Annotated in this window: 20 protein-coding genes, 2 tRNA genes, 1 pseudogene and 1 riboswitch; of the genes and pseudogenes, 14 read left to right on the forward strand and 9 right to left on the reverse strand. The window is 59.1% G+C overall.

Going from position 1 to position 24,893, the window contains the following annotated elements; genetic code table 11:
- Positions 1-276 precede the first annotated feature (276 nt).
- A complete protein-coding gene (locus tag ACPYOJ_RS12495) occupies positions 277-1,017 on the forward strand; it encodes a sulfotransferase family 2 domain-containing protein (protein WP_481416528.1) in 741 nt (246 codons plus the stop codon).
- 252 nt (positions 1,018-1,269) lie between these two features.
- Here the strand turns inward: ACPYOJ_RS12495 and ACPYOJ_RS12500 are convergent.
- Together ACPYOJ_RS12500 and ACPYOJ_RS12505 are read right to left on the reverse strand one after the other, a co-directional pair.
- Positions 1,270-1,345 (reverse strand) — tRNA-Thr (locus ACPYOJ_RS12500).
- A 122-nt stretch (positions 1,346-1,467) separates the two neighbouring features.
- Positions 1,468-2,430 carry an NAD(P)H-dependent flavin oxidoreductase gene (locus ACPYOJ_RS12505; protein ID WP_481416529.1) on the reverse strand — a complete coding sequence of 321 codons (963 nt, stop codon included), beginning with the start codon at positions 2,428-2,430 and terminating at the stop codon, positions 1,468-1,470.
- Between the two features lie 254 nt (positions 2,431-2,684).
- Here ACPYOJ_RS12505 and ACPYOJ_RS12510 point away from each other — a divergent pair, with 254 nt between their 5' ends.
- Entirely contained in the window at positions 2,685-3,872 is a 1,188-nt protein-coding gene (locus ACPYOJ_RS12510; RefSeq protein WP_481416530.1) for a regulator, read from the forward strand.
- A 4-nt stretch (positions 3,873-3,876) separates the two neighbouring features.
- Here ACPYOJ_RS12510 and ppk2 read toward each other — a convergent pair whose 3' ends face one another.
- Positions 3,877-4,758, reverse strand: coding sequence for a polyphosphate kinase 2 (gene ppk2 / locus ACPYOJ_RS12515; protein WP_481416531.1), 882 nt, complete (start codon positions 4,756-4,758; stop codon positions 3,877-3,879).
- 212 nt (positions 4,759-4,970) lie between these two features.
- Between ppk2 and phoR the strand changes: the two genes are divergently transcribed.
- From phoR to phoB, 7 genes are all read left to right on the forward strand, one after another.
- Complete coding sequence (phoR, locus tag ACPYOJ_RS12520) at positions 4,971-6,212, forward strand: phosphate regulon sensor histidine kinase PhoR (RefSeq protein WP_481416532.1); 1,242 nt, start codon at positions 4,971-4,973, stop codon at positions 6,210-6,212.
- A gap of 192 nt (positions 6,213-6,404) precedes the next feature.
- The gene (locus ACPYOJ_RS12525; RefSeq protein WP_481416533.1) at positions 6,405-7,439 is read left to right on the forward strand and encodes a substrate-binding domain-containing protein; all 1,035 of its coding nucleotides are present in this window, start codon (positions 6,405-6,407) and stop codon (positions 7,437-7,439) included.
- A 162-nt stretch (positions 7,440-7,601) separates the two neighbouring features.
- Positions 7,602-9,083 carry a phosphate ABC transporter permease subunit PstC gene (pstC, locus tag ACPYOJ_RS12530; RefSeq protein ID WP_481416534.1) on the forward strand — a complete coding sequence of 494 codons (1,482 nt, stop codon included), beginning with the start codon at positions 7,602-7,604 and terminating at the stop codon, positions 9,081-9,083.
- Complete coding sequence (gene pstA / locus ACPYOJ_RS12535) at positions 9,080-10,399, forward strand: phosphate ABC transporter permease PstA (protein ID WP_481416535.1); 1,320 nt, start codon at positions 9,080-9,082, stop codon at positions 10,397-10,399. Before pstC ends, pstA begins: the two co-directional genes overlap by 4 nt.
- A gap of 15 nt (positions 10,400-10,414) precedes the next feature.
- Positions 10,415-11,230 (forward strand): phosphate ABC transporter ATP-binding protein PstB, encoded by an 816-nt coding sequence (pstB, locus tag ACPYOJ_RS12540; protein ID WP_481416536.1) that lies wholly within the window; start codon positions 10,415-10,417, stop codon positions 11,228-11,230.
- A 42-nt stretch (positions 11,231-11,272) separates the two neighbouring features.
- The gene (gene phoU, locus ACPYOJ_RS12545; protein ID WP_168828219.1) at positions 11,273-11,986 is read left to right on the forward strand and encodes a phosphate signaling complex protein PhoU; all 714 of its coding nucleotides are present in this window, start codon (positions 11,273-11,275) and stop codon (positions 11,984-11,986) included.
- A gap of 34 nt (positions 11,987-12,020) precedes the next feature.
- Complete coding sequence (gene phoB / locus ACPYOJ_RS12550; protein WP_022714998.1) at positions 12,021-12,704, forward strand: phosphate regulon transcriptional regulator PhoB; 684 nt, start codon at positions 12,021-12,023, stop codon at positions 12,702-12,704.
- A 66-nt stretch (positions 12,705-12,770) separates the two neighbouring features.
- On the opposite strand, the gene ACPYOJ_RS12555 is transcribed toward phoB, so the two are convergent.
- Positions 12,771-13,304: a GcrA family cell cycle regulator gene (locus ACPYOJ_RS12555; protein ID WP_481416537.1), complete on the reverse strand. Its 534-nt coding sequence runs from the start codon at positions 13,302-13,304 to the stop codon at positions 12,771-12,773.
- Positions 13,305-13,720: 416 nt separating this feature from the next.
- On the opposite strand from ACPYOJ_RS12555, the gene ACPYOJ_RS12560 reads away from it, so the two are divergent.
- The 3 genes from ACPYOJ_RS12560 to ACPYOJ_RS12570 all read left to right on the forward strand — a co-directional run bounded on the left by ACPYOJ_RS12560 (position 13,721) and on the right by ACPYOJ_RS12570 (position 16,969).
- Positions 13,721-14,920 (forward strand): acetylornithine transaminase, encoded by a 1,200-nt coding sequence (locus ACPYOJ_RS12560; RefSeq protein WP_481416538.1) that lies wholly within the window; start codon positions 13,721-13,723, stop codon positions 14,918-14,920.
- A gap of 41 nt (positions 14,921-14,961) precedes the next feature.
- Entirely contained in the window at positions 14,962-15,879 is a 918-nt protein-coding gene (argF, locus tag ACPYOJ_RS12565) for an ornithine carbamoyltransferase (protein WP_481416539.1), read from the forward strand.
- 94 nt (positions 15,880-15,973) lie between these two features.
- A complete protein-coding gene (locus tag ACPYOJ_RS12570; RefSeq protein WP_481416540.1) occupies positions 15,974-16,969 on the forward strand; it encodes an Hsp33 family molecular chaperone in 996 nt (331 codons plus the stop codon).
- On the opposite strand, the gene apaG is transcribed toward ACPYOJ_RS12570, so the two are convergent.
- Positions 16,970-17,362: a Co2+/Mg2+ efflux protein ApaG gene (gene apaG / locus ACPYOJ_RS12575; protein WP_481416541.1), complete on the reverse strand. Its 393-nt coding sequence runs from the start codon at positions 17,360-17,362 to the stop codon at positions 16,970-16,972.
- A 217-nt stretch (positions 17,363-17,579) separates the two neighbouring features.
- On the reverse strand, positions 17,580-18,764 hold the full coding sequence (locus ACPYOJ_RS12580; protein WP_481416542.1) for an O-succinylhomoserine sulfhydrylase: 1,185 nt from the start codon (positions 18,762-18,764) through the stop codon (positions 17,580-17,582).
- A 46-nt stretch (positions 18,765-18,810) separates the two neighbouring features.
- Positions 18,811-18,889: riboswitch (SAM riboswitch) on the reverse strand.
- Between the two features lie 73 nt (positions 18,890-18,962).
- Here ACPYOJ_RS12580 and ACPYOJ_RS12585 point away from each other — a divergent pair.
- A complete protein-coding gene (locus tag ACPYOJ_RS12585) occupies positions 18,963-20,057 on the forward strand; it encodes a 2'-deoxycytidine 5'-triphosphate deaminase (protein ID WP_168828226.1) in 1,095 nt (364 codons plus the stop codon).
- 29 nt (positions 20,058-20,086) lie between these two features.
- Here the strand turns inward: ACPYOJ_RS12585 and ACPYOJ_RS12590 are convergent, their stop codons facing one another.
- Together ACPYOJ_RS12590 and ACPYOJ_RS12595 are read right to left on the reverse strand one after the other, a co-directional pair.
- Positions 20,087-21,889 (reverse strand): GtrA family protein, encoded by a 1,803-nt coding sequence (locus ACPYOJ_RS12590; RefSeq protein ID WP_481416543.1) that lies wholly within the window; start codon positions 21,887-21,889, stop codon positions 20,087-20,089.
- A 52-nt stretch (positions 21,890-21,941) separates the two neighbouring features.
- Positions 21,942-22,847: a glycosyltransferase gene (locus ACPYOJ_RS12595; RefSeq protein WP_481416544.1), complete on the reverse strand. Its 906-nt coding sequence runs from the start codon at positions 22,845-22,847 to the stop codon at positions 21,942-21,944.
- A 735-nt stretch (positions 22,848-23,582) separates the two neighbouring features.
- On the opposite strand from ACPYOJ_RS12595, the gene ACPYOJ_RS12600 reads away from it, so the two are divergent.
- Positions 23,583-23,656, forward strand: a tRNA-Gly gene (locus ACPYOJ_RS12600).
- Between the two features lie 47 nt (positions 23,657-23,703).
- Here the strand turns inward: ACPYOJ_RS12600 and ACPYOJ_RS12605 are convergent.
- Positions 23,704-24,888 (reverse strand): annotated as a pseudogene (locus ACPYOJ_RS12605) (IS481 family transposase); the annotation flags it as partial.
- Positions 24,889-24,893: the final 5 nt, after the last annotated feature.

Raw genomic sequence — 24,893 nt, forward strand, 5'->3', positions numbered from 1 at the left:
TCGCTCAACATTCCGTCTGGCGACGGCAATACCCCTGATGCAATGGTGCCGATCCATTCGCGGGCTGGTTCCAGACCATGCAACATAGCGGCGCTACATCGCCATGATTTGGCGGCAATTTGCCGAACCTTATCTATTTACTCTCGCAGAGTCTGGTCGCGAAGCGCCGGGTGCCATGGGCGAGCGTTACGACGGCGGACATTGGTGCCAGCTTGCTGCGGTCGTCGTATGATCACTCGCGGGTTCAACGTTCCCGGTTAAGGAGCTGGCTAGGCAATGATTATATCCCGTCGCCATAAATTCATTTTCATCCACGTACCCAAAACCGCAGGCAGTACGATCTCCGCCTATCTTGCTCGCGAATTCGGGCCATGGGATATGCAACTCGGGTCCTGGAAGGATTCGCTCGATAATGGAGCGAGTGCAAATCGGCTAGCATTGATTGCTATCTTCTGCCATCTCTCTCCATTGAGGATCGCGAAAACGCTCGTCCGCAAGGGCAACATCGATTCATTGGCTGGGGCTGCTCTCAGCCGTCGCTTTGCAGGCAAGCTCGCGGATCACTCAGGCGCACGCGAAATCGAGGCCTTCGATCCTTCTGCCTGGAAACAGTATTTTAAGTTCTGCTTCGTGCGGAATCCGTTCGAGCGTGCCGTTTCTCTTTACAATTGGCACTACAGGAAGTCGGAAACGCGACCGAGCTTCTCGCAAATGCTCCGCTTGATTGAAGAAGGCGCCGCCAAGAGGGAGCGTATTAACTGGGAATCCTGGCCGCTCTACACCCACAACGACGAGATCGTTGTGGATTTCATCGGGCGGCAGGAGCGCCTCTCGGATGATCTACGCTTGATATGCGACAGACTCGGCCTGCCGTTTGATGATCGCTTTCTGACAAGAGCGAAGGCGAACCCAACGAGACCTGATATTTGCAGCTACTATAAACCGGGCGACCGCGAACGCGTCGAACGGCTTTTCGGCCCCGAGATCGAGCATTTTAAATACCGTTTTCCCGATTAGAGCACCGTGTCCTTGGGAGGGGTGGGGTTCTTAGCGCCCTTTTCATTCGGCTTTCGGATAGCGACCGGCTGCGAGGCGCGGAAGGAATTTTCTCGGCGCAACTACAGAGCGCCCTGCTAGTTTGCTGGTCTTGCTTAGCGTGCGTCGCCGTGTCGTAGCTTTCCACCGACGTTGCTAAGGTGGAGTAGAGAGTGGAAAGGGCTCCGTGCTTCTTCGCTAGCTAACTGATTTTTATCGATTTTCCGAGGTAAATGGTGCCGCTTACGTGACTCGAACACGTGACCCCATCATTACGAATGATGTGCTCTACCGACTGAGCTAAAGCGGCAACTTGACGGCCGAACTGTGCGGCCCGCGATTTGCATGGCGCTGATACAGGCATTGTTCGAAGATTTCAAGCGCCCTGTCATGCCTTTGGTAAAAAAGACGTCTGCCGTAGAAGCCTGCGCCTCAGAGAGCCAAGCGCGACCGGGCGGCCCGGTATTCGCGTTCCAGCCTGTCGACGAGTTTTGACACCGGCTCGACAGCTTTGACGGCGCTAATGCCCTGGCCGCTGCCCCAAATGTCCTTCCAGGCCTTTGCGCCACCAACTGCCTGCTCGAAATCCATTTTTGACGGGTCCGCGACGGGCAGGTTGTCGGGGTCGAGGCCGACGGCATGGATCGATGGCTTCAGGTAGTTGCCGTGCACGCCGGTGAAATAGTTGGAATAGACGATATCGTTTGCAGCACCCGCGACGATCGCCCGCTTGTAGGCGTCGGCGGCGCGCGCCTCCTCGGTCGCGATGAATGGCGTTCCGATATAGGCCATGTCGGCTCCCATCGCCTGTGCCGCAAGGATGGCGCCGCCATTGGCGATGGCGCCCGCCAGCAGCAGCGGTCCATCGAACCACTCACGGATCTCCTGCACCAGGGCGAATGGCGACAGCGTGCCCGCATGGCCGCCGGCGCCCGCCGCAACGGCGATCAGTCCATCTGCACCTTTGCGGATCGCGGAGTTGGCATGGCGGTTGTTGATAACGTCGTGAAGGACGATGCCGCCGTAGGAGTGCACGGCGGCATTCACCTCGGGCACTGCCCCGAGCGAGGAGATCACGATCGGCACCTTATATTTCACGCAGAGCCCCAGGTCGTGCTCCAGCCGCTTGTTCGACATATGGACGATCTGGTTGACGGCGAATGGCGCGGCAGGTCTCTCCGGATTGGCGGCGTTGTATGCGGCAATGTCCTCGGTGATCATCGCCAGCCATTCGTCGAGCTGGCTTTCCGGCCGGGCATTCAGCGCCGGAAAGGCGCCGACCACGCCTGCCTTGCATTGCGCCAGCGTCAGTGCCGGATGAGAAATGATGAAGAGCGGCGAGGCGAGGACCGGCAGCCTCAAGTTTTCCGTGAGGATTTTGGGCAGAACGGCCACTGCGTCACCATATGTTTGATCTTTACGAAAGCGTCAATTTGATAACAGACTTGATGCGCGAGGAAAAGCGCGGCTGAGCACTCTTCATCAAGGGCGGACATTTGGGTATTCTTGTTCCCGCCACCTTTATCCGCTGACTATGAAGCATGCCGCCAGCGGCAGGCTTGCGGTTTTCGGCCGTAGCCGCTACCGAAGTTCGTTAGGTATTTATAAAGACTTCGGGTAATGCCTGATCTCAGCATGAAGGATCGGATGTGAGCGGATTAGAAACGGCTATCAGAACGGCGCTTAGCAATTCCGATCGCGACAATCCGGAGGTCCGGGCAAGGATTTATCAGTCGGCCCGTCAGGCACTGGAGGCTGGCCTTCGAAAGCAGGATATCACCGAGCGCGAAGCCGTTGCCCGTCATCGCCATCGGCTTGAGGCGACGATCCACATGATCGAGGCGGAAGAGCGCGAGCGCCTGCATCCGCGCACGGCTCCGCCGGAAGTCCCTGTTCCTCCGGTCGCTGAAATTCCGCTACCCGCCACGCACGGCGAACGCTTTGCTGATGATGCGCCCCAGGTCGGCGGCGAAACGCGAGCCTATTCGCAAGCAAGGGCCGCCGACGACGAGTCGAGCCTTGATGATGTCCACGCCGGGACCTCCGACCATCTTGGCGCCGCGCCGCAGGTGGACGAAGGTTTTGCAGCCGAGAGCCCGGCCGCGGCCAGAATGAACTTTCGGCCGGAGGGCGCTGCAAAGCGCCGCAAGCCGCGCAAGTTTTTCTCGCGGCTGCTCGTCTGGTGCGTCTTGATTGCCTTCATCGGCATGGGTGCCTGGTGGACCTACACGTCCGGCCTCTTCCTGACGGCCGCCGAACGGGATACCGGCGTTGCCAATCCGCCCGCCAGCACCGAGCCCGAGGACTTCGACGGCACAGACGAAGATGCTGCGAATTCGGGGCCGCCTGCCGATCAAACTGTGGCAATCGATCCGCAGAACAGCTTCTCCGCGGAGTGGATCGAGGTATTCAAACCATCCGAAGCAGCCAAGATCGAAAGCGGAGCTCGGGCGCGCACGGAAAACGTCGCCGAGAACGACGGTCCTGCCGTTCGACTGATTTCCGAAAGCAACGGCGCCGATGGCAATATTGCGATCGCCGTTCCGCCTGACGTGCTCCAGCAGCTCGCCGGCAAATCATCGACGATTGCGATCACGCTGCAGTCGACGAGCGATGAGCCGACACAGATCACGGTCGAATGCGATTTTCAGACGCTTGGCAATTGCGCCCGCCATCGCTTCAGTATCACGCGCGAAAAGTCCGATGCTCTGCTTCAGGTTACCTTCGACCGATCGATGGCGCCGAATGCCGCTGGAAAGCTCCTGATCAATAGCGATGTCGACGGCAAGGCACGCGGCATCAATCTCTACGCCGTGCGTGTCCTGCCGGGGCAATGAGCGCTTATTTCAAGAAATGCGGCCCCCAGCCGATGATCTTCTTGTCCAGTTCGCCGACCGCTTTATCGTCTTTGCCATCGTAGTCCATCGTCCGCAGCATGTGACGGATGAGGTTCAGTCGCGCCCGCCGTTTGTCGTTGGCGCGGATGACTGTCCAGGGCGCGAAATCGGTATGCGTTTCCTTGAGCATGCGGTCGCGCTTTTCGCTGTAATCCCCCCATTTCGTCAGCGCCGCGATATCCATCGAGGAGAGCTTCCAGACTTTCAGCGGATCATGCCTGCGGTCATGGAAGCGCTGCAACTGCATCTCGCGGCTGATATCCAGATAGAATTTGAAGAAGTAGATGCCTTCCTGCGCAATCCCCTTCTCAAGCTGTGGTGCCTGCTTGAGGAAATCCTCATATTGCTTCGGCGTGCAAAAGCCCATGACCGGCTCGACGCCGGCACGATTGTACCAGGAACGGTCGAAGAGCACGATCTCGCCGGCCGTTGGGAACTGAGCGATATAGCGCTGGAAATACCATTGCCCAGCTTCCCGGTCATTCGGCTTGGCAAGCGCGACCGCACGGGCAAGGCGCGGATTCATGTGGGCGGAACACGCCGCAATAGCGCCACCTTTGCCGGCTGCATCGCGCCCCTCGAAGAACGCCATCACGCGTTTGCCGGTCGCCTGCAGCCAGAACTGCACTTTGACGAGTTCGATCTGCAGCTTTGTCAGCTCGTCGAGATAAGTTTCCTCATCCAGCTTCTTCTTATAAGGGAACCCTCCGGATTCCAGCGTGTCTTCGTCGATCCAGTCCGGCAGGACCGGGTCGTCGATATCGAAGACGCGTTTCTTGCCTTTGATGTCCAGTTCAACCGCGCGGCTTTCGACATCCTCGGCCATAATGTCCTCCCTCGGTCCTTGGCTCTTCGCAGGCGATCACACTTTCCGATGAAAATCAAACTTCCTGCGAGAGGCAAAATTCCTGTGACTTTCGGCTGCACCCTGTCGACAGGTGGTTCGGGCCGAATACTTCTGTCATGAATGGCGGCTATCAGGCAGAGTTTGAACCTATAAAACGACTCGACCTGGGCGAGGGACACTTGGAAGACGAAATGCCATGGAGAAAGGGGCTCACAGCCCGCGTCCGGCAGCAGCGAGGGGTGCTGCTTGCGGCGATCCTCATTGGCTTGATTGCGCTTGCGGCCGGCATGAACAAGTGGGTCGTATTGGGGCTGCTCCTCTTTATGATCTTCGTCGTGCTCGTGAACAGCGTGCCGGCGGTGCAGGCGAAGCTTGCGGAAATACCGGAAATCGAGCCTGACGCTCCGGCGAGCCTGCTGCCAGCAGTCTCCTCAACGCTGGCCGGTCTCGACATTCCGGTTATGCTGCTTTCGGGCGATGCCTCCGTCCTCTTCCAGAACCGCGCTGCCGAAAAGGCCTTCGGCGAGGTCGTGATCGGCGCCCATATTTCTGCGCGCCTGCGCTCGCCCGGCATTTTGGATATGGTCGCCGAGACGATCTCCACCAATGCCCCCAACCAGATCGAGCATTCCGAGCGTCTACCGTCGGAGCGTGTCTATATCGTTCGAAGCGCGCCGATCGATTTTGGCGCCGCCGGGAACGGCGAGCGTTTTTTCATGCTTTCCTTTCGCGACATTTCCGAAGTGCGGCGCATCGATCGAATGCGGTCGGATTTCGTGGCCAACGCCAGCCACGAACTTCGAACCCCGCTTGCGTCGCTGCGCGGCTTCATTGAGACCATCCAGGGTCCGGCTAAGAACGATCCGAAAGCGCAGGAGCGCTTCCTTGGCATCATGTTCGATCAGACGACGCGCATGAGCCGCCTTGTCGACGATCTCCTCTCGCTTTCCCGTCTCGAGCTGAAGTCGCATATCGCGCCGGACGAAAAGATCGATCTTGTGCCGCTGCTCGGTCATGTCAGGGATGCGCTCCTGCCCCTCGCCAGGGACGTCGGAGTCGAGATCAATCTGCACCTGCCGGAAGGCAAAGCAGAGGTTCTCGGGGACCGCGATGAGTTGGTTCAGGTTTTCGAGAATCTGATGGAGAATGCGTGCAAGTACGGTCAGGAAGGCAAGGTGGTCGATGTGCGGATCACCAATGCTCCCGGCGAGCCGGTCGAAGTCAGCGTTGCTGATAAGGGACCGGGCATTCCTGCCGAGCATGTGCCGCGCCTCACGGAGCGCTTCTATCGCGTCAGTATCGAGGACAGCCGTTCCAAAAAGGGCACCGGACTTGGCCTTGCGATCGTCAAACATATCCTCACGCGGCACCGGGCACGGCTGATCGTCAAGTCCCAGGTCGGCAGGGGAACGGACTTCACCGTAAGGTTCTGACACAAAGCCGGGTCGTGTGAACGTTTCGACGAAATTTATTATTTAGTTTCAGTAATTTATGTTGTCATAAATGTTTCATCGAAATGACATAAAAGGGCGGCGCATCAGGCAGTAAAGAGAGCCTGCCGATGAAAGGCAATGCGGGTCCCGGGGGGCCTGCTCACACAAGTTCTACATGCCGGGAGATTTTTGATGAACACTCTTAAGCTAACCGTCGCAGCGCTCGCTGCCACCGTCGCCTTCGCAGGCGCAGCCGCCGCTCGTGACCAGGTTCAGATCGCTGGTTCGTCCACCGTTCTGCCTTACGCGAAGATCGTTGCCGAGTCCTTCGGCGAGGCCTTCACAAACTTCAAGACGCCGGTCGTTGAATCCGGCGGCACGGGTGCAGGCCTCAAGGAATTCTGCAAGGGCGTTGGTGAAGACACGATCGACATCGCAAACGCTTCGCGTCCGATCAACAAGAATGAGATGGAAGCCTGCAAGGCTGCTGGCGTAACCGATATCCAGGAAGTCAAGATCGGCTACGACGGTATCGTCTTCGCAACCGACTCATCCAACCCGGACGTCGCTTATGTTCCGGAAGACATCTACAAGGCTCTCGCAGCGCAGGTCGTCGTTGACGGCAAGCTCGTTGCCAACCCTTACAAGAAGTGGTCCGAAGTCAACCCGAAGCTTCCGGCTGTTGATATCGCTGCCTATATCCCGGGCGAAAAGCACGGCACCCGCGAAGTCTTCGAACTGAACGTTCTCGCTGCCGGCTGCAAGGCTGCAGGCGCTCAGGACGTCATCGCCAAGGAAATCACCGACAAGGCTGCTCAGGCAAAGGCTTGCGTCGCAGTTCGCAAGGACGGCGCTGCTGTTGACATCGACGGCGACTATCCGGAAACGCTGGCACGCATCGCTGCCAACAAGACGGGCGTTGGCGTATTCGGCCTCTCCTTCTACGAAAACAATGCCGACAAGCTCAAGGTCGCGACCATGAGCGGCATCGTTCCGTCGACGGAAACCATTTCCAACGGCACCTATCCGGTTTCCCGCCCGCTGTTCTTCTACGTCAAGAAGGCACATCTCGGCGCCGTTCCGGGCCTGAAGGAATACGTCAACTTCTTCGTTTCTGAGCAGATGATCGGCCCCGACAGCCCGCTCGTCGAATACGGTCTTGTCGCAGCGCCGGATGCCGAGCGCGACGAAATCCGCAAGAACGTCGAAGCTGAAAAGACCATGTAATAACGGTGCCGGCGCGATGCCTGGGGGCTCGCGCCGGCATTTTTCTTTGAATGCTAGTGATCTTTGTCCAGTTGGTGGCAAAGTTTTAAAGTTTCTCCATGATGGGAGCCGCGCGGGACTTTCCTGTCCGCGCTTAGGGGCTGTGGGCCTGGGGACTAACGAATGAGCACATCCATTATACTCTTGTGTCTCGTGGTGCTTGGCGCGCTGGCCTACATGGCCGCACGCAGCCGCGCCATGGGGCTTGCCGGCGGCAAGCTGTCCGCATTGCATTCGCGGCCGGGCTATTACGGTGCTTATGCAGCCATCTACGCGACGCTCCCCGCTCTTCTTCTTCTCTGCATGTGGCTTGCCGTTAGCCCCGGCATCATCGAGTCGCGTGTCCGCGATGCGTTCCCTGATGATGTGAAGGCCAAGACGGCTGCCGAGCAGGACCTGAGCTTCAGCATGGTCGCGACCATCGCCCGAGGCATGAACTTGCTGACGCCGGATGAAATCAGCGCACTCGGTTCCGAGCCCGCAGCTGTTCAGGCAAAGCTCAGCGAGAAGGGTGTTCCGCTTGCCGGCGAGCCGCAGCCCTTCATGATCGATGCGGCGAAATTGTTGAACGCTCAGTCTGCGGACAGCCGCATGATCATGACTGGGGCCATCTTTTTGCTTGGCATTGGTGGCGCTTTCTATGCGCTTCGTGGGATCGCATTGCGCTTCCGGGCTCGTAACCGTGTTGAGCGTGTCATGCTCTGGGGACTGCTCGTTGCGTCGTCCATCGCAATCCTGACCACGATCGGCATTGTTCTTTCGATGCTGTCGGAGGCGATCCGCTTCTTCGCTGTGGTGCCGGCGGCCGATTTCTTCTTCGGTACGGTCTGGGATCCGCGTTTTGCCGGTGCGGGCAGCTCTTCTTTCGGCCAGTTCGGTCTCATCCCGCTGCTGCTCGGCACGCTTTACATCGGCTTCGTCGCCATGCTTGTGGCGGTTCCGGTCGGTCTTTTCGCGGCCATCTATATGGCTGAGTACGCGTCGTCGAAGGTGCGTTCGCTCGCCAAGCCTCTTCTTGAGGTCCTCGCCGGCATTCCCACGATTGTCTATGGCTTCTTTGCGCTTGTGACTGTCGGCCCCTTCCTGCGCGACTTGTCCTCGCAGGTGAACGGGCTTTTGACCGGCGACTATGCCAATTTCATTCAGGCGCAAAGCGTTCTGACCGCCGGCATCGTCATGGGTATCATGCTGATCCCCTACGTTTCCTCGCTTTCGGATGACATCATCACCGCCGTACCGCGTGCGCTGCGTGATGGCTCGCTCGGACTTGGCGCCACACACTCCGAAACGATCAAGAAGGTCGTGCTTCCGGCAGCCCTTCCGGGGATTGTTGGCGCACTGCTGATGACGGCCTCGCGGGCCATCGGCGAGACCATGATCGTCGTGCTGGCGGCAGGTGTCGCCGCGCGCATGCAGATCAATCCCTTCGAGCCGATGACCACGGTCACCGTCAAGATCGTTAATCAGTTGACGGGCGATCTTGAATTCACCTCGCCGCAAACGCTGGTCGCCTTCGCGCTTGGCATCACGCTCTTCTTCATCACGCTTTGCCTGAACATCTACGCCCTCTACATCGTGCGCAAATACCGGGAGCAGTACGAATGACGAATGTTCTTTCCCCTGCTGCGGGCACAATTTCGAAAGCACCCGAGCGCCGCGATATAGGCATCAAGCGCCGCTATGCCGCGGAGCGCCGTTTTAGGGCCTATGGTATTGCCGCGATCTCCTTCGGTCTGATTTTCCTGGCGATCCTGCTGTCGACGGTTGTTCGCAACGGCTACACGGCCTTCCAGCAGACGGCGATCACGCTGCCGGTCGAATTTACCGAGAAGACCATCGATCCGAGCAACAAGCGCGCTACCGATCCGTCAGTGCTGATCGCGGCAAACTACGGGGCGCTGCTGCGCGATGCGATTGTCAAGCAGCTGAAGCTCAACCCTTCCAGCCGTCCGGACGTCCGTGACGCGACGGCCATGCTTTCCAAGGGCGCGCCGATCCAACTGCGCGACACGGTCGTCGCCGATCCGTCGCTCATTGGCAAGACCGTCAACGTCACGGTTCTGGCTGATGCCAATGTCGATAGCGCCAACAAGGGGCAGATCGATCTCTCTGTTGATGAGAAAAACCGCAAGGTGAACGACAAGCAAGTCGGCTGGATGAACGAACTGAAGGCAAGCGGTGCGCTTTTCAAGAAGTTCAATACCGGCCTTTTCACCAACGGCAATTCCAGCCGCCCGGAAGCTGCCGGCCTCGGCGTGGCTCTGGTCGGCTCGCTCTACCTGATGTTGATCGTTCTGGTTCTTTCGCTGCCGATCGGCGTTGCCGCCTCGATCTACCTTGAGGAATTCGCCACCAAGAACAAGGTGACGGATCTGATCGAGGTGAACATCAATAACCTCGCGGCCGTGCCGTCGATCGTTTATGGGCTGCTCGGCCTCTCCGTCTTCATCAATTTCGCCGGCCTGCCGCGTTCGGCTTCGCTGGTTGGCGGCCTGGTGCTGTCGCTGATGACCTTGCCGACGATCATCATCGCCACCCGTGCCGCGCTGCGCGCCGTGCCGCCGTCGATCCGCGCGGCTGCTCTTGGCCTCGGCGCCTCGAAGATGCAGATGGTGTTCCACCACGTCCTGCCGCTGGCGATGCCCGGCATCCTGACCGGCACGATCATCGGCCTGGCGCACGCGCTTGGCGAAACGGCGCCGCTTCTCCTGATCGGCATGGTCGCCTTCGTTGCAAGTGCGCCGGCCACCCCGCTCGATCCGTCCACGGCGCTGCCGGTGCAGGTCTATATGTGGGCCAACGAAGCAGAACGCGCCTTCGTCGAACGCACCTCTGGTGCCATCATCGTCTTGCTCCTGTTCCTGATTGTCATGAACTTTGGAGCCATTCTCTTGCGCCGTCGCTTTGAGCGTCGCTGGTAAACGGAGTACATATTCATGAACATGTTAACCGAAGCAGCAGTTGAGAAGGCTCTGGACAAACGAATGAATACGATCCCGTACAAGATGATCGGCCAGGACGTCTCGGTTTACTATGGCGACAAGCGTGCGCTTTTCGACGTGAAGCTGAACATCCGCGAAAACACCGTTACCGCACTCATCGGCCCGTCCGGCTGCGGGAAGTCCACCTTCTTGCGCAGTCTCAACCGTATGAATGATACGATCGACAACTGCCGCGTTACCGGCAAAATCACTCTCGACGGCGACGATATCTACGATCCGGATATCGACGTCGTCGAACTTCGTGCTCGCGTCGGCATGGTCTTCCAGAAGCCGAACCCTTTCCCGAAGTCGATCTATGAGAACGTCGCCTACGGTCCGCGCATCCATGGTCTTGCGAAGTCGAAGGCCGATCTGGACCAGATCGTTGAACACAGCCTGCAGCGCGCCGGCCTTTGGAACGAAGTCAAGGATCGCCTGCACGAAACCGGCACCGGGCTGTCCGGCGGCCAGCAGCAGCGCCTCTGCATTGCCCGCGCCGTTGCCGTCAGCCCCGAAGTCATTCTGATGGACGAGCCGTGCTCGGCGCTCGATCCGATCGCCACCGCGAAGGTCGAAGAGCTGATCCATGAGCTGCGCGAGAATTTCACGATCGTCATCGTGACGCACTCCATGCAGCAGGCTGCCCGTGTTTCGCAGCGAACCGCTATGTTTCACCTCGGCAATCTCGTCGAGGAGAATGATACCGACAAGATGTTCACCAATCCGGACGATCAGCGCACCCAGGACTACATCATGGGCCGCTTCGGCTGATCTTTGGCGTCAGAAATGTAGAGACAATCAAGGACGTTCCCCATGGCATCGACACATATTTTTTCTGCGTACGACGACGATCTCAAATTCCTGTCCCGCCGCATCTCGGAGATGGGCGGACTTGCCGAACAGATGGTATCGGACGCTGTCCGAGCGCTGGTGAATAGCGATACCGCCTTGGCGCAGAAGGTCATCTCGGACGACGTGATCCTCGACCATGCCGAGCGCGAGATCGGCGAAAAGGCGGTGGTCACGATTGCACGCCGGCAGCCGATGGCTTCCGACCTTCGCGAAATCATGGGCTCGATTCGCATCGCGGCTGATCTCGAGCGCGTCGGCGATCTCGGCAAGAACACTGCCAAGCGTGTCATCGCCGTTCAGAGCGCCGGCGTTCCGCGAAAGCTCGCGCGCGGCCTGGAGCACCTTTCCGAACTGGCGCTCGTCCAGCTCAAGGAAGTGCTCGACGTCTACACGAGCCGAGCGGCCGACAAGGCCAAGTCGATCCGCGAGCGCGATGAAGAAATCGATGCGATGTACACTTCGCTGTTTCGCGAGCTTTTGACATACATGATGGAGGATCCGCGCAACATCACCAGTTGCACGCATCTTCTCTTCTGCGCGAAGAATATCGAACGCATCGGTGACCACGCCACCAATATTGCCGAAACCATTTATTACATGGCGACCGGTGCCCAGCCGGAAGGCGAGCGTCCGAAGGACGATACCGCCAACACCGTCGGCGCGGTAACGGAATAACCTCCGAATCCGGCCCCCAGGAGACAGTAATCGAATGATCCCGAGAGTTGCAGTCGTTGAAGACGAAGAGGCACTCAGCGTGCTCCTTCGCTATAATCTTGAAGCCGAAGGTTTTGAAGTTGATACCATCCTGCGTGGTGACGAGGCCGAGATACGCCTTCAGGAACGGACGCCGGACATTCTGATCCTGGATTGGATGCTGCCGGGCGTGTCCGGCATAGAGCTCTGCCGCCGCCTTCGGATGCGGCCGGAGACCGAGCGTCTGCCGATCATCATGCTGACAGCCCGCGGCGAGGAGAGCGAGCGCGTGCGCGGTCTTTCGACCGGAGCTGACGACTATGTCGTCAAGCCGTTCTCGACACCTGAACTCGTTGCCCGCGTCAAGGCGATGCTGCGCCGCGCCAAGCCCGAGGTCCTCTCCACGGTCCTGAAATGCGGTGACATAGAGCTCGACCGCGAGACCCATCGTGTTCATCGCAAGAGCCGCGAAGTCCGGCTCGGCCCGACCGAATTCCGCCTGTTGGAGTTCCTGATGTCGTCGCCCGGCCGCGTTTTCTCGCGCTCCCAGCTTCTGGACGGCGTCTGGGGCCACGACATCTACGTCGACGAGCGCACGGTCGATGTCCATGTCGGTCGCCTGCGCAAGGCGCTGAACTTCTCCAACATGCAGGATGTCATCCGCACGGTCCGCGGCGCTGGATATTCGATGGAAGCCTGATTGCCGCTCCCATGAGGAAATAAAAAACGGGCCGCGAGGCCCGTTATTTTTTGTCTCTTATCCGGCTTAGTTTGCGCGGGCGGCTGCCCGGCGGCGCTCGTTGACCGGCTGATAAGCCAGGCGTTGATGGTAGCTGCAATAGGGAGAAGAGTCGTTGCTTTCGCAGCCGCAGAAATGGAAATCATCCTTCAGCGGATCGCCGACCGGCCACTTGCAGGTGCGTTCAGTAAGCTCGGTCAGGCCAAGACGGCGGGAAATCGGTACGACCACGTTCGCGGCCGGACGATATTCCATTTCCGCCATCAGGTCGACTTCGATCTCTTCCTTGAGCATCGTCGCGCCCAACTGGCGCGTGACCGTGCGGGTTGCAATCCGCGAGGCATAGTTCGGCGCGCGGGGAGCCGAGGTATTGCGCTTCGGCGCGCGCACCGTCGTCGCAGTGCCGCCGGCTTTGGCGCGGCCGGGAAGGCTAAGCCTGTGGACCTTGCCGATGACTGCGTTTCTGCTCACGCCGCCGAGCTGTGCGGCGATCTGGCTCGCGCTCAGCCCTTCGGACCAAAGCTTCTTGAGTTTTTCGACACGCTCGTCTGTCCAGTTCATGCCCTGTCTCCGATTAGCGTTGTGAAGGCAGAATCCCTCACCATTGCCTCGGATGTGTCCGAAGCAGGAAACGCTTGACTAATTTTGGTGACTAGTTCCGCCGCATGCAGTCTAGTAATTGAGTTTTAACCTAGTGTGAGGCTGACTCCGTGACAAGAGTCGCGGGAATCCGGATGAATCGAATTTCAAGTTTTCCCCAACTTGCTGGCCGTGCGAGTCATTTCTGCAACATTAGCTGTTAATAAAATAAGTTCCTTTGGCTTTATGTTGCAGCACGCGGTAAACTCGCAGTTTGTTGACATTGCAGTGCGAAAAGTAAATAGTGTCACTCGCCGCCGAAAGGCGGCATTTTTAATTTTTTGGACCCGGTTTTTAGCCGGAGTCCGGTTGCCCCAACCTCGACAGGAGACCGCGCCATGGCTGAAGCCGCGCCGCTATATGACACCTATTCTCGTGCCCCTCTGCGGTTCGAGCGAGGTGAGGGCGTCTGGCTGATAACCGAAAGCGGCGAACGTTATCTGGACTTTGGGGCAGGCGTTGCCGTGACGTCGGTCGGCCACAGCAATCCGCACGTCGTCCAGGCTTTGAAGGCGCAGGCCGACAAGGTCTGGCACCTATCGAACATCTATGAAATTCCCGGGCAGGAAGCGCTTGCAAAGCGGCTGACGGACGTCACTTTCGCCGATAAGGTGTTCTTCACCAATTCAGGGGCAGAGGCGCTCGAATGCGCGATCAAAACGGCGCGCCGATATCAGTATTCCAAGGGCCATCCCGAGCGCTTCCATATCATTACCTTTGAAGGTGCCTTCCATGGCCGCACGCTGGCGACGATCGCTGCTGGCGGCCAGGAGAAGTATCTGGAGGGTTTTGGCCCGAAGTCGCCGGGCTTCGACCAGGTTCCCTTTGGCGATATCGAGGCAGTCCGAGCCGCCATCACGGACGCGACCGCCGGCATCCTCATCGAGCCGGTACAGGGCGAAGGCGGCATCCGCCCGGCGACCAACGAGTTCATGAGGGCGCTGCGCCAGATTTGCGACGAGAAGGGCCTGCTGCTGATCCTGGACGAGGTTCAGACCGGTGTCGGCCGTACGGGCAAGCTGTTTGCCTACGAATGGTCCGGCGTCACACCGGACATCATGGCGGTCGCAAAGGGTATCGGCGGCGGCTTCCCGCTTGGCGCCTGCCTTGCGACGGCGGAGGCAGCCTCCGGCATGAAGGTCGGCACCCACGGCTCCACCTACGGCGGCAATCCGCTTGCGATGGCGGTCGGCAGCGCAGTGCTCGACGTCATTCTTGCCGAGGGCTTCCTTGAGCACGTGCGTGAGGTGGCGCTCGTCTTCCGCCAGGGCCTTGCCTCGCTCAAGGATCGCTATCCGGACGTGATTGAGGATGTGCGCGGCGAGGGCCTGTTGCTTGGGGTCAAGGCAGCGGTTCCATCATCCGAACTGCTGCAGGCTATTCGCGCCGCTCGTCTGCTTGGGGTTCCGGCGGGCGACAACGTTATCCGCCTGCTTCCGCCACTCGTCGTCACGGCGGAGGAGGCTCGCGAAGGGCTTTCTCGCCTCGAGCGTGCTGCAGAAAGCATTCGCGCGCAGAAGACCAAGAAGACGGCTTGAATGGACGGACGCTCCTTGCGGAGCAGACAGGTAAGAACGAAATGGCTTCCCCCAAACACTTTCTCGATCTCTCGGCGGTAACCGCATCTGATCTCAGGGTCATCATGAACGACGCGATCGCGCGTAAGCAGGCTTTCAAGGCCGGAAAGGGCGACAGGCCGCTTGCCGGCAAGATGCTGGCGATGATCTTCGAAAAGCCTTCCACCCGCACCCGCGTATCCTTTGATGTCGGCATGCGCCAGCTCGGCGGCGAGACGCTTTTCCTCTCCGGCACCGAAATGCAGCTCGGCCGCGCCGAGACGATCGGCGATACGGCCAAAGTGCTTTCGCGTTATGTCGACGCGATCATGATCCGCACGACGGAGCACAGCCGCATGCTGGAGCTTGCCGAACATGCGACGGTCCCCGTCATCAATGCGCTGACGGACGATACCCATCCCTGCCAGGTCATGGCCGATGTCATGACATTCGAGGAGCATCGCGGCCCCATCAAGGGCAAGACGGTTGCCTGGACCGGCGACGGCAACAATGTCCTGCATTCCTTGGTCGAAGGTGCCGCCCGCTTCGGCTACCGGATGAACATGGCCGTGCCTCTTGGTTCCGAGCCAAAGGATCACTATCTAAACTGGGCCCGCAACGAGGGTGCCCAGATCGTGCTCGGTCATGACGCCGACCGCGCGGTCGAGGGAGCCGATTGCGTGGTGACCGATACCTGGGTTTCCATGAATCAGGAACATCGGGCCCGTGGTCACAACGTCTTCCAGCCTTATCAGGTCAATCAGGCTTTGATGGCGAAGGCCGGCAAGGATGCATTGTTCATGCATTGCCTGCCCGCCCATCGCGGTGAGGAAGTGACGAACGAGGTGATCGACGGTCCGCAATCCGTCGTCTTCGATGAAGCGGAAAACCGCCTTCATGCGCAGAAGTCGATTCTTGCATGGTGCCTGGGCGCGATCTGAACCATACTACGCGCTGTGCTTGGCCTCATGGCCTCGTGGCTGCGCGAGCGGAAAGGCTTTCTAGTCTGCCGCTCTGACGACTAGGAGTAAGACCATGTCCGATACTGCAAGCGCTCTCGGCGATTTCGACTTCGCCGGCGATGATCACGTTGTTCCGTTTCAGGTAGAGGGCCTCGACGTGCGCGGCCGCGCCGTGCAACTCGGCCCCATGCTGGATGCGATCCTTGAGCGCCACGAATATCCCGCTCCCGTCGCCCGGCTTCTGGCCGAAGTCATCGCGCTGACGGTGCTCCTCGGCACGTCCCTTAAGTTTGAGGGCAAATTCACGGTGCAGACGAAGGGCGATGGCCCGGTCGATCTCCTCGTCGCCGACTTCTCGACGCCGGAGGATGTTCGCGCCTATGCTCGCTTCGATCAGGCTTTGCTCGAAAAGGCAGTCGCCGCAGGCGAGACCGAGCCGGAACAGTTGCTCGGTAAAGGCGTGCTCGCCTTCACGATCGATCAGGGCAAATTCACCCAGCCGTATCAGGGCATCGTGCCGCTCAACGGTACCTCGCTGGAGGATATCGCCGGCACCTATTTCCGTCAGTCGGAACAGATCCCGACGCGTGTCCGTCTGGCTGCTGCCGAACTGTTCGATCGCGACGAGGCGGGCATGCCGCGCCATCGCTGGCGGGCAGGGGGGCTCGTGGCGCAGTTCCTGCCGGAAGCACCTGAGCGGATGCGTCACGCCGACCTCCACGGCGGCGACGGAGACGACGGCGCTCACACTCACAGGGAAGACGACGCCTGGACTGAAGCCCGTTCGCTGGTCGATACTATCGACGCCGATGAACTGACCGACCCGCATGTCGGTACGGAACGGCTGCTCTATCGTCTCTTCCACGAGCGTGGCGTGCGCGTTTTCGGCGCCCGGGAAGTCTTCGACCGGTGCAGCTGTTCGCGCGACAAGATCAAGAATGTGCTGAAGGGTTTCTCGGCGGACGAGATCGATGCCAGCCAGGAAAACGGCGAGATTGCCGTCACCTGCGAATTCTGCTCCAAGACCTATCGTTTTGAGGTTGAAGAAGTCGCAACGGCTGCCGAGTGATCAGTTCAGTACCCTGAGCAGACCGGGAGAATCCAGCGAGAAGGCGGGTATTTCTACGTCGAAAAACTCGCCTGCGTCGGTTTCCATCTGGTAGTGCCCGAACATAAGGCCCGATGGCGTATCCAGTGGACAGCCGGACGAGTATTCGTAGGTGTCGCCAGGTTCCAGCCGGGGTTGCTCACCGACGACGCCTGGACCGGTCACCTCATCCACCACGCCGTTTTGGTCGGTGATGTTCCAGTAACGGTTGATGAGTCTGACGGTCAGGTCCGAATTGTTGCTGATTACGATCCGGTAACCCCACACATAGCGATCGTCGTCCGGGTCGGATTGCTCCTCCAGATAAAAGGGTTCGACGACGACTTCTATATCTCGTGTGTTGGCGCGATACATGCCTTACACCATAGCCAGGATATGTTACCGGTATCTTATACACGGGCTCGACCCGTCACGAAATGATTGGGATCATGCTCAAAGCACGATGATTGCATCTCTTTCGGGCACTAATCCTGTTGTTCAGAGTGCGCTCCCGCACCGGAGCGTGGCTTCGTGGATGTCCTAGGTAAGGCATCCGGCCGGACCGGCAAGGCCCGGCCGTCCCCAAGGCAGGTCAGGATTTAACCTTGGAAAGAGCCTGAGCGAAATCTTCGATCAGGTCGTCCGTATCTTCGATGCCTGCCGACAGGCGCACGGTGCCGGCCGAAATGCCGAGCTCGGCGCGGGCCTCCTCCGAAAGGTTCTTGTGTGTGGTCGTCGCCGGGTGCGTGATCAGGCTGCGCGTATCGCCGAGATTGTTGGAGATCGTCACGACGTCGAGCGCATTCTGCAGGGCGAAAGCCGCCTCCTTGCCGCCCTTCAGCTCGAAGCACACCAGCGTCGAGCCGCCAGACATCTGCTTGGCGATGATATCGGCTTGCGGATGGTCCTTGCGGCCCGGATAGATGACGCGCGCCACCTGCTTCTGCTCCGCCAGGAAATCGGCGATCTTCGACGCATTCTTCGTCTGCTGTGCAACGCGCAGCGGCAGGGTCTCGATGCCCTTCAGCAGCGTCCAGGCGTTGAACGGCGACATTGCCGGGCCGGTGTGGCGGAAGTAGTCGTGCAGGTTCTCGTTGATCCACTCCTTATCGGAAAGGACGACGCCGCCGAGGCAACGGCCCTGACCGTCGATATGTTTGGTGGCCGAATAGACGACGATATGCGCGCCGAGCTCCAGCGGCTTCTGGAAGAGCGGCGTCGCGAAGACGTTGTCCACGACCACTTTCGCGCCGATCTGGTTTGCGAGCTTTGCAACGCCGGCGATATCGACGATTTCGAGCGTCGGGTTGGTCGGGCTTTCCAGGAAGAAGACCTTGGTCTTCTTGGTGATCGCCTTTTCCCAGTTCTCGAGATGGCGGCCATCCACCAGCGTGCATTCGATGCCGTATTTCGGCGCCAGCGTCTCAACGACCCAGCGGCAGGAGCCGAAGAGCGCACGGGCAGCTACGATATGATCGCCGGCCTTCAGCTGGCAGAGGATTGCGGCGGTGACGGCAGCCATGCCGGAGGCCGTGGCGCGGGCATCTTCCGCGCCTTCCAGCGCGCACATGCGCTTCTCGAACATGTCGTTAGTCGGGCTCCCGTAGCGGGCATAGATAAAGCCCTCGGTCTCGCCCTTGAAGCGCGCTTCTGCCGCCTCCGACGTGTCGTAGACGAAGCCCTGCGTCAGATAGATTGCCTCCGACATCTCGCCATATTGCGAGCGCAGCGTTCCGCCGTGAACGAGTTGGGTTGCCGGGCGCCAGGTCTTGCTCATGCCATCACCACTTTCAAACAACAAAAAAACCGGCCGCAAAAGCAGACCGGTTTCATACCCGGTCCTTTTAGCCACTTGTTTAACGTGGCTGCAAGCCGACCGGCCAAATCACCACGGGATAAAGCTGCAATACTGCCGTTAGCTTCTTGCGTCAATTCCCTGTATTTGGTTTTGTCGGCCACGAACTATGGATGGAGCATGATGGCTCGCGAAACTGGAATCTTGGCCGACCGCGCAATTGCCGCCCTGTTTGAGACCGGGCGCCTCACGAGTGAGCGCGAGCTCGATCTTGACCAGATTCAACCCGCCAGCTTGGATCTCCGGTTGGGCAGCAAAGCCTTCCGCGTCCGCGCAAGCTTCATGCCCGGTCCGTCCCACCTCGTTTCCGACAAGCTGGACCGGCTGAGCCTGCATGTCATCGACCTTTCCGAAGGTGCCGTTCTTGAAACCGGGTGCGTCTATATCGTGCCCCTCATGGAACGCCTTGACCTTCCGGCTGAAATGTCGGCCTCGGCGAACCCGAAGAGCTCGACCGGCCGCCTGGATATCTTCACCCGCGTCATTACCGACTACGCGCAGGAATTCGACAAGATCCCTGCCGGTTATTCGGGGCCGCTCTACCTGGAAATCAGCCCGCGTACGTTCCCTGTCGTCGTGCGCCGCGGCTCGCGCCTCTCGCAAATACGCTTCCGGGTTGGCCAGTCCGTTTTGGGAGAGCCGGAACTGCAGGCCCTGCACGATGCAGAAACGCTTGTTGCGAGCGCCAAACCCAACGTTTCCGGCGGCGGTATCGCGCTGTCGATTGACCTGGCAGGCGACAAGGACGGTCTGATCGGTTATCGCGGCAAGCATCACACGGCAGTCGTCGATGTCGACAAGAAAGGCGAGCACGATATCTTCGATTTCTGGGAGCCGCTCTATAGCCGGGGCCGCAATGAACTGATCCTCGATCCGGACGAATTTTACATCCTCGTCTCGCGCGAGGCAGTGCATGTTCCGCCCCACTATGCAGCCGAGATGACGCCCTTCGATCCGCTCGTTGGGGAATTCCGCGTGCATTATGCCGGCTTCTTCGATCCGGGCTTCGGCCATGCGCCGGCCGGCGGAAGGGGCAGCCGCGCGGTTCTCGAGGTGCGCAGCCACGAAGTGCCCTTCATCCTGGAAGACGGCCAGATCGTCGGCCGGCTGGTTTACGAGCACATGCTGGAAAAACCCGAAAGCCTCTATGGTTCCGGGCTGGGATCGAATTATCAGGCGCAGGGCCTGAAGCTCTCGAAGCACTTCCGCATCTGAGCGCTTGATAGCGCTGTTGGAAGGTTCACCTACCCGTTGCGGGTCTTGTCGCTCCGACTAAGCCCGTTTTCGTGACGATGAACAGGGATGCCGGGCTTCCCACGGGGCGAACGGCTCATGACCACGCCGAAGGCGAACAGCGCGAACCCCGAGCAATAAGTCCAGACGAAAATTCGGTCCATGAACCAGGCATGCTGGATCGTGTGCTGCCAGAAAACTATCAGCCACGCCAACAGCACGAGATTGGATCCGGCCAGGAGTGTCGCTTTCGTTCGAAAGGCTTCGCTCGACGAGAGCGACTGGATTTTCTGCCATCCCCAAATGCCGCCCGCGACGGCCAGTAACAGGCCGAAGCCGGCCATGAAATAGTGAAGACCGCCGACCGGCGTGCTCAACCCGCCTATAACCTTTCTCAACCACTTCACTGGGTCCGGGTCTCCCGCTGTCCGGTGTTCAAGTGAGCTTGCAAAATCCGTGATCACGTCTGGGCCGAAAACCAGGGTCGCAAGCGCGAGCTTGATCACCAGACACAGCCCGGCCGCGATAACAAAAGCCGTCGCAGCCGTTGCCACCGAAACAGCAGTCTCCATGCGATTTGCCGAACTCCTCAAGACGAAGGGGGTAATCCCCACGATCATCGCAAGCCCTAGCGGCAGGCCACCTGTCAGGAACTCCGTCAGTATCGTAAAACAGCCGAAGAGCGCCGATGCCGTCACCAAGTGCACGCGGGAGAGTTGGCGACGCGACGCGACGCATAAGTACAATGCAAAGAGAACTGCGACAGCATCTGCAGGCGCGTGGCCCAAGGACTGCGAAAACGATTCAAACCCGAACCAGCGCGCGAATCCAAATCCGATCGAAACAAAGAGCAAACCGAGGAAAACATCATCTCCCCGGATCAGCCGGAACATTGCGAAAGCAGCCACGGCAATGATCAACAGCGACAGAATGCTCGATAACACCCATCGGATCGTCGCGATCTCCGCCAGAGGCAGGATGTAGCGCATGAGCACCGTTTGCGCGTGCAAATAGCGATGATAGGGTTGAACCCCGATCTCTGTCTGATTGGTTTGAGCGAATGTCTGCAACGCATCGCAGGGCTGCTGCCCCTCAGCGAACGGCGCACTCGGAGACGCCGCCAGCTGCCAGCGGTTTTCGAGCCGCTGGTCGATTGCCATCAGCAGGATCAAGCAGTCGTTGTACTGATGCTCGCCGATGACCATGTTGCCGCGATCTCTCCAACTCCCCGGCACAAGGTCTCCGGACTCGTAGGCCGCCAGAATATGCCGCCGCGCCGTCTCGACGTCGCGACCGATACTGAGGTAGGACACGAGGAAATAGGCCGAGAAAATGAGCAGCGGCAGCGTCAGAACGATGGCGCCCAAGCGGACGGCGTCCGGCCGCAAGATTGTCCAGCATGTTTGGAGCAACTCGGAACCCGGCCAGGCTCGAGTCTCACCCGGCGCGAACACGATTCTTCTTGCGCCGATGTAATTGACGAAAAGGGCCATGCCCGATGCGACGGCGAGCGCGACAAGGGGATGGCTCAGCGGCCAAGGTGCCGAAAAAACCAATACACTATAGATCGCCATATTGACGAGGTAGCCGACGCCTTGGACGCCGACATAAGCCGGGATGGCAATCGCAAGCGAATGCCGCGAACCTGCAAAGACAAGCTGCCTGTTGAGAAAAAACGTAACCGCCAGCGCGATCGGAAAGGACACCAGGCGCGCACCAACCGGGCCCATCCCGGTGGTTGCGAGCAAGAAGTGCAGAACGCCGGCGTCAACAAAAAATCCGATGGCACCCACGACAGCGTATCCCGACAGCATCCGACACCTCCTGATTTCTTGCAGCTGGAGACGTTTGGCCCAGTCGCCTCGCTCAGTGCGACTGAAGATAGCAGAGCCGTTTCATCTCAAGTCGCGTACGCGACACCATCTCCAGGATCAGCCCGATGAGAAAGCTGAGGGTCCCGGAAAGAACCAGGCCAACGCAGAGCACCGCCGTTGGTAACCTCGGTACCGTACCGGTCTCGAGGAAGACCTCCCATATTGGGATGCTCAACCAGAGAGCGGCCAAGACGAGCAGAAAGCCCGACAGGCCGAAGAATTGAAACGGGCGTTCATCCTTGATCAGGCGCGCGATGAGAAGCAGAATCTTGAAGCCGTCGCGATAAGTCCGCAACTTGCTTTGCGAACCTTCCATGCGCGCATTGTAATTCGTCGCGATCTCGGCGCAGGGCACTCTCAGTTCAAGCGCGTGCACTGCAATCTCAGTCTCGATCTCGAAGCCCCTCGACGTGGCCGGAAAGGATTTCACGAAGCGACGAGACAGCACCTTATAGCCTGAAAGCATGTCACGGAACTGACGTCCGAAAATATTGCGGACGATGGCCGTCAGCAGATAATTCCCGAACCGGTGCCCTGGGCGATAGGCCTGTTCGTCGGTCGAGAGCCGCGCCCCGTTTACGAAGTCGAGATTCTCCGAGATCAGCTTGTCAATCAGAATTGGCGCCGTTGAGGCATCATAGGTGCCATCACCGTCCACGAGAATGAATACGTCCGCGTCGACGTCTGCAAACATGCGCCTTACGACGTTACCCTTGCCCTGCTGCGGTTCCGCACGCACGATTGCACCGGCCTCTCGTGCTCGTAAGCATGTCTCGTCCGTCGAGTTGTTGTCGTAAACATAGATCCGGGCGGTCGGGCAGGCTCTTTTGAAATCATTCACTACCTTACTGACGGCCTTTGCCTCATTGTAGCAGGGAATAAGGATAGCGAAGTCCACGCTAGAGCGCGTCCGCCGCAGTGCGTCATGGCTTCGTCGTGCACCCCACTGGTTGGAAATATCTGGCTCGGTCGCGTCTGTTCGCATCATGGCGTGATTGCGCCCCCCCAGCGCAGAAAGAATTCGTGTCTACGTCAATATAGTGCACGAATTACGCCGATCAGCGTAGCTGATCCTAATGTAGAAGTGCGGAAAACGTAACATGCTGACTTGGGACTGTCGACTCTAAAAACTAATGAAGTTTCTAGATATGCATGAAGTAAATCGGAAATATACCGAGGTTGTGAATGATTTATTCTACAGATACTCGATATAATGTGATGTTATACTTATAATCTATCTTCCGTCCGAATTGAAAGGTATTTCCAAGCTGGAGCGGCCGTTAATATTCCTAAGGAGTGATTTTATTCTGCCGTTAGTGACGGCATGGAGAAGATGGTTCCTACAGTCGCCCGAAGTATCCTGTGGCGCCATCGTCGAATGGCGGACGATTTCTAAAATTCCCGCTACTGTTTACTGCGAAATACTCGCTGCGGCTTAGGCCAGGGAGGAAAACATGATTGATTGGGGAGGACGGCACGAGCAGGCGATTAGAAATGTACATGCTCCGTCACCGAAAGGCTTTGTGGCTCCGGTTTCGGATCGAACTATCAAGCACAGCGCGTGAGCTCTAGAAGAGCTTCCACATCTGAGCGCTTGACACCGTCCTCCATCTGTTGGAAGGCTTCCGTCGTTGCGGGTGTAGCTCAATGGTAGAGCAGCAGCTTCCCAAGCTGAATACGAGGGTTCGATTCCCTTCACCCGCTCCAGCTTCCGCCCTGTCCAGTCCGGAGACATAGGTAACAGATCGTCCCTGAGACATGGGTGACAACCTCGTGCCGAACGGGTTGTCGATGGTTTGCAAGGTCCTCTGTTCCAAGTCGATATATCCGAGATCATAGTGCATGAAGCTGACAAGCCAAATGCCGTCGTCGACTTCCTTGATACCGAGCCGCTGACCGGCCATGACGGTGGAGACGTTGACCTTCTTGCGATGCAGGCAGATGCGGCCGCATGCAGTGACGATCACGTCCCTGTCGTGCAGGGGATAGGTGAGCTCCGGCAGGCCGCGATAGGGTCTTGCGGAGGCGACATAGACCTCGGCGGGCGCCTTCATGGCGAGGGCCTCATGCGGCCGTTCGGTATTGAATTCGCGCAAGAATGCATCGAAGCGAGCCTGCTGCTGCAGGCTGTTGACGGACGGCGGGCGGATCGCCTCCTTCTTCAAGGTCAGATGCATGCGCTCATGCCGGCCGTTCTCCTGCGGATGCCCCGGCCGGATGCGTTCGAGGGCAATGCCGAGCCTGAGCCACCAGACCGACAGTTTCGAGAGATTGTAGAGCCCATTCGGCGAAGCGAAAGGCAGACCGTTGTCGCTTCGGATCGCCTGCGGCAAGCCGCTTTCGGCAAACAAGTGCTGGAAGGCGGCAAACACGCCGGCCTCCGTCGTTGAGTCCAGGGCTTCGCAGCAAAGCAGGAAGCGTGAGGCCTGATCGGAGACCGTCAGGGGGTAACAGTATCGGCCATTGCCGAGCTTGAACTCGCCCTTGAAGTCGGCGCACCACAGGTCGTTCGGCAAGCGCGCGTCGGACAGCGGCGTTCCCTGCGCCCGGTGGCGCTGCCGCCGCCGAGCCTGGGCAACCAGCCCATGGCGGTCGAGCACGGCATGCACGGTGCTCCTGGCCGGCACGCGCACATCCCCCCGCAGCTTTCTGACCAACAGTTCCCGAATCTTCCTGGCGCCCCAGTGCGGTTTGTCCTGCTTCAGCCGCACGATCATGATCTCCACCGGTTCAGGCAACTGGTTGGCATAGCGCACCGGCCGCCGCGACCGGTCGGTCAGGGCCTCCAGGCCCTCATCCTTGTAGCGGTTGAAGATCTTGTAGCCGGTCTTGCGCGAGATCCCGAACTCGCGGCACACATCGCTCATCCCTTCTCCGTCGAGAAGGCGGGCAACAAAACGCAGACGTTCCTCCATCACCGAAGTCTCTCTCCACGGCATCAACA

This window comes from Rhizobium sp. SVR5-9E, assembly GCF_056755095.1.